Below are 4,932 nucleotides of genomic sequence, written 5' to 3'. Positions count from 1 at the left end.
GCGCGCCACGGCTCGGGCGCGGCCGCCAATGCGGCCGGCGGCGTGCGCTGGCGGCGGAACGCGGCGGCCATCGGGATCTGCGCCGAGGCGTAGCCCAGCGACAGCAGCAGGCCGGTCTCGGCCGCGCCGACGAACACCAGGCCGTCCGGCGCCAGCGCGCGCGCCAGCACGCCGACCGTGCGCACCTGGGTGTCCTGGTCGAAATAGATCAGCAGATTGCGGCAGAACACCGCGTCGTAGGTCGCCTGCGCCGGCAGGAAGTCGATGTCGAGCACGTTGGCGCGATGCAGGCGCACGCAGCCGCGCGCCTGCGCCGACAACTGCCAGCGGCCGTGACCGAGCGCGCGGAAGTGGCGCTCGCGATAGCCCAGCTCGCGGCCGCGGAACGAATTGGCGCCGTACACCGCGTGCGCGGCCTTGGCCAACGCGCGCTGGCTGATGTCGAAGGCGTCGATGCGCAGGCGCGAAGGCGCCCAGCCGGCGTCGATCAGCGCCATCGCCAGGGTGTAGGGTTCCTCGCCGGTCGAGCACGGCAGGCTCAGCAGGCGCAACGTGCGCGCGCCGTCGGCCTGCAGCGGCGCGAACGCGCGCGCCAGCGCGTCGAAAGCTTCCACGCCGCGGAAGAACCAGGTCTCCGGCACCACCACCGCTTCGATCAGCTCCTGCTGCTCCAGCGGCTGCGCCAGCAGGCGCCGCCAATAGGCCGCGGCGTCGGCGGACGCGGTCGCGCGCATGCGCCCGGCGACCGCGCGCTCGACCACGCCCGGGCCGACCGAGGACGCGTCCAGCCCCATCGTGGTCTTGAGCCAGCGTTCGAACCCGGCCGCGTCCATCAGGCCTGCGCCGCCTGCGCGAACAACAGGTCGTGCACCGCCTCGGGCAGCAGCTCGCGCACGCCGATGCGTTGCAGCAGCCCGTGCGCGTCGCGCGCGACCGGGCCGAGATAGCGCGCCTGCGGCTGGTCCACGCCGCTGGGCGCGAACGCTTCCTCCGGCAACCGCACCGTGTCGACCACGCGCTCGGCCAACAGGCCGAGCCGGCGCGCGCCGCCGCTGCGGTCGAGATAGTCGGCCAGCACGATGCGCGTGCTCATCGCATCGCGCGCCGGCCGCTGCAGCGCCAGCGCGCACAGGTCGATCACCGGCACCACCTCGCCGCGGTAGTCGAACACCCCGGCCACCGCCGCGTGCGCCTGCGGCAGCCGCCGCAGCTCCACCCGCGGCAGCACCGCCGCCACCGTCGCCGCGTCGAGCGCGTAGCGTTCGGCATCGAGCTGGAAGACCAGGAACAGCACGCGCGCCTCGGCTCCGCCGCGCTCAGGCCAGCAACTTGAACTTGACCACGCCGTCGCGCAGCCCGGCGCTGACGTGGTGCAGTTCGTCGATGGCCTGGTTGGACTGGCGCAGCGCTTCCACCGTCTGCTGCGCGGCCTCGCTGAGCTGGCTCAGCGCCAGGTTGATCTGCTCGGCGCCGGCCGACTGCGCCTGCACGCCTTCGTTGACCGCTTCGAAGCGCGGCACCATCGCCTGCACGTTGTCGATCACCTGCGACAGCTGGCCGCCGACCTGCTGCACGTCGTGGGTACCGCGCCGCACTTCCTCGGAGAACTTGTCCATGCCCATCACGCCGGCCGACACCGCCGACTGGATCTCGCGCACCATCTGCTCGATGTCGAGCGTGGCCACCGCGGTCTGGTCGGCGAGGCGGCGGATCTCGGTGGCCACCACCGAGAAGCCGCGGCCGTATTCGCCGGCCTTTTCCGCTTCGATCGCGGCGTTGAGCGAGAGCAGGTTGGTCTGGTCGGCGACCTTGGTGATGGTGGTGACCACCTGGCTGATGTTGTTGGCCTTGTCGGCCAGCACCGCCAGCTTGGCGCTGATCGCGGCGGTGGCGTCGATCATGCGCCGCATCGATTCCTCCATCTCCGCCAGCCCGGCCTGGCCGCTGCCGGCCAGCGACGAGGTCTGCTCGGCCGCGGCCGAGACGGTGTCCATCGTGCGCACCAGCTCCTTGGAGGTGGCGGCGATCTCGCGCGAGGTCGCGCCGATCTCGGTGGTGGTGGCGGCGATCTGCGCGGCCGAGGCCTGCTGCTCGCGCAAGGTAGCGGTGATTTCGTTGATCGAGGAATTGACCTGGATGCCCGAGGACTGCACCTGCCCGACCAGTTGCGACAGGTCGTCGGTCATGCGGTCGTAGCCCTGGGCCAGGGTGCCGAATTCGTCGCTGCGCGCCAGCGCCAGGCGCTTGCTGAAATCGCCCTTGGCCAGGGTCTCGACCGCGCCGGACAGCTGCCGCAGCGGCTGGGTGATCGCGCGCCACAGGTAGAAGCCGACCAGGCCGGACAGGATCAGCGCCGTGAGGAAGGAGAACGCGATCCCGGTCTTGGCCGCGGCGATGGCTTCGTCGATGCGCGCGACCGAGGCGGCGGCGTAGCTGCGGTTGTTGTCGACCATCTTGGCCAGCGCGTTGTTGTTGCGCTCGAACACCGGCGCGGCGCGGTCGCGCCAGGCCGCGGCCAGGCCGGGCGAACGCTCGTGCACCATGCGCATCAGCTCGGCCTGCAGGGCGAAGGCGGCCTGGGCCTGGCGCATGATCTCGCCGAACTGGCTGCGGTCCTCGTCGCGGCGGATGGTGCGCTCGTAGGCGCCGGCGGCGGCTTCGAACTGGCTGCGGCGCAGCCGCACCAGTTCCTCCAGGCGGGCGGTGTCCTCGGCGCCGGCGACGGTCACCGCGCGCACGTTGGCGTGGTAGGTCATCCACGACGATTCCATCTTCGCCGCCGCGTACATGCCGGGGATGGAGTCGTCGCGCAGCGCCGCCTCTTCGGTTTCGATGTGCAGCAGGCGCTGCCAGGCGATGCCGCCCATCAGCGCGAGCACGCCGAAGGTCACGACGAGGCTCAGCACGATCCGCTGGCGAATGGTGATGTTGATCATGATCGGTTCCCTGCGGAGGCCGTCGGCGGCGCTGGCTTGCGCCGGCGCGATGCGGCGGCGCAGGCGGGGGTTGAAGGGGACGGGTGGAGCGGGCTGAGGGGAACGCGGTCCGCACACGCCCGGCGTCGCTCGCGGCGCGGGCGCCCGCGGCCCGGTGTTGCGGCGGATGGATGCGCGGGCGGATTCGCAGTCGGGCGGCGCCGGCTGGCCGGATCCGGACGCGCTCGATTCGCTGCCGCCACGTTCAATCCACGTCCAAAAGCGGTCGTTGATGTCGGAGGCAGCATATGGAAAAGGCGGAAAACTCACAATTGTCGTACCGGACTGGTGCCGTATACCGGCCAACCCGGCGAGCCGCAACGACCCGGAGCACGCGCACGGCCGGCAAGGCCGGGCCACGGCCGGCGTCGCCGGGAAACGTGATATGAGTGGCGGCGCCCGCCGGGGACCGCCGGCCTGCGACCGTTCGCCGCAGCGGCCGGGCCGGCCTCGCTTCCCCACGCCCCACCGCTGCCGCACCGGAGCCCGCGCATGCGCCAGACCGTCATCCCGCAACTGCGCATCCTGCGCGCCGACCGCAGCCTGCCGTTCTACGTCGACGGGCTGGGCTTCGCGGTCGATTGGGAGCACCGCTTCGAACCGGGCTTTCCGCTGTTCGTGCAGATCACCCGCGCAGGCCAGTCCCTGTTCCTGACCGAACATACCGGCGATTGCGAGGTCGGCGGCGCGGCGTATCTGATCGTGCCCGACGTGGACGACTGCCACCGCCGCTTCCTCGCCAACGGCGTGACCCCGACCGAGCCGCCGCAGGACACGCCCTGGGACACCCGCGAGATGCTGGTGACCGATCCGGACGGCAATCGCCTGCGCTTCGCCAGCGACCGCGACTGAGACCGGCGGCCGCGCCGGCGCCGCGACCGTCCGCCCGCCGCAGCCGCGCCACGCTCACACCGACGCGTCGGCGCCGTGCGGGTGATCGACGATCGAACGGATCTCGCCGTCGCGCCACTGCTGCCAGCGCTGCGCGTAGCGCGGCGCGATCCGGTCGTATTCGTCCCAGCGGTCCTCGGTCATCGCCTCGCCGGGCTTGCGCCAGGCGTTGCTGTCGCCGAACACCGCCTGCGCGTCGAACAGCGCGCTGGCCTCGTCCGGTTTCATCAGGCGCTTGGCGTACGCGTGGCAGAACGCGGCGTGCTCGGGCCGCACGTCGTTCTCCCACAGCAACCCGCCGAGCGCATCGCGCAGCAAGGCCAGCGGCGTGATCCGGCGTTCGCGCAGCGCGGCGAGCGCGTCGGCGCCGAGCCGGTCTTCGCGCAGCACGCCGTGCAGCGCGCACCAAGTGGCGAAGAATCCGTCCTCGACCGAATGCGCCGGATCGGCGCCGGGATAGACGGTCGCGTAATCGGCTTCCTCGGCGACGGCGAGCAGCAGATGCCGCGGCCGGTTCTTGTCCTCGTCGAGCGTGGCCTTGGCGCGCAGGCCCTCGCGCGGCGGCGGCAGGGTGTAGCGCACTTCCTCCAGGCCGCCTTCGACCCGGCGGCGGAAACGCGCCGACAGCGCGGCGTCGTCCAGCGACCAGTCGAACCCGTCCGGCAGCGCGCCGCGGTAGTTCGGGTAGACGAAGGCGTGCGAGACCCAGGTGACCCAGCGGCGTCCGTCCTTGCGCGGCGGGAAGAACCCGCGATTGTCGATCTGCATCGACGCGCCGACCTCGATGCCGAGCTTGCGGCTGCCCAGGTGCACGGTGTTGCCGGGCGTAGCGTTCTTGAACGGCTTGTCGCCCAGGGCCTGGGCCAGGGCGACGGCGGCGGGATCGTCGATGCGCTGGCCGAGCGCGTCGAGCAGCAGGTCGGTGAGGTCCGTGGCGGTCATGCGGGGCGGCTCGCGAAGCGGGCGTTCATCATATCGGTTGGCGATGACCGCGCGGCGATGCCCGGCGCGGGCGCGTCGATCGCGGCGGCGGCGCGGCGCATGCTCGCCGCGCGCGCCGCCGCCG

Annotated in this window: 5 protein-coding genes; 1 reads left to right on the top strand and 4 read right to left on the bottom strand. The window is 72.2% G+C overall.

Annotated features, from left to right (window positions below):
- From A7A76_RS00185 to A7A76_RS00175, 3 genes are all read right to left on the bottom strand, one after another.
- The coding region (locus tag A7A76_RS00185; protein WP_206409294.1) for a CheR family methyltransferase at positions 1-833 on the bottom strand (833 nt) is incomplete at its 3' end.
- The gene (locus A7A76_RS00180) at positions 833-1,294 is read right to left on the bottom strand and encodes a chemotaxis protein CheW (RefSeq protein WP_206409293.1); all 462 of its coding nucleotides are present in this window, start codon (positions 1,292-1,294) and stop codon (positions 833-835) included. The genes A7A76_RS00180 and A7A76_RS00185, both read right to left, overlap by 1 nt.
- Positions 1,295-1,316: 22 nt before the next feature.
- Positions 1,317-2,936, bottom strand: a complete 1,620-nt coding sequence (locus A7A76_RS00175; RefSeq protein ID WP_206409292.1) for a methyl-accepting chemotaxis protein — start codon at positions 2,934-2,936, stop codon at positions 1,317-1,319.
- A 531-nt stretch (positions 2,937-3,467) separates the two neighbouring features.
- On the opposite strand from A7A76_RS00175, the gene A7A76_RS00170 reads away from it, so the two are divergent.
- A complete protein-coding gene (locus tag A7A76_RS00170) occupies positions 3,468-3,827 on the top strand; it encodes a bleomycin resistance protein (RefSeq protein ID WP_206409291.1) in 360 nt (119 codons plus the stop codon).
- 54 nt (positions 3,828-3,881) lie between these two features.
- Here A7A76_RS00170 and A7A76_RS00165 read toward each other — a convergent pair whose 3' ends face one another.
- Complete coding sequence (locus tag A7A76_RS00165; RefSeq protein ID WP_206409290.1) at positions 3,882-4,808, bottom strand: hypothetical protein; 927 nt, start codon at positions 4,806-4,808, stop codon at positions 3,882-3,884.
- Between the last annotated feature and the right edge of the window lie 124 nt (positions 4,809-4,932).

This window comes from Lysobacter enzymogenes (genome assembly GCF_017168095.1).
Taxonomy (GTDB): domain Bacteria; phylum Pseudomonadota; class Gammaproteobacteria; order Xanthomonadales; family Xanthomonadaceae; genus Lysobacter; species Lysobacter enzymogenes_D.
This window is presented reverse-complemented; position numbering and strand designations above follow the sequence as displayed.

Coding starts and splice junctions, on each gene's coding strand:
- A7A76_RS00175 (WP_206409292.1), bottom strand. CDS start 2,936: ATGATCAACATCACCATTCGCCAGCGGATCGTGCTGAGCCTCGTCGTG.
- A7A76_RS00170 (WP_206409291.1), top strand. CDS start 3,468: ATGCGCCAGACCGTCATCCCGCAACTGCGCATCCTGCGCGCCGACCGC.
- A7A76_RS00165 (WP_206409290.1), bottom strand. CDS start 4,808: ATGACCGCCACGGACCTCACCGACCTGCTGCTCGACGCGCTCGGCCAG.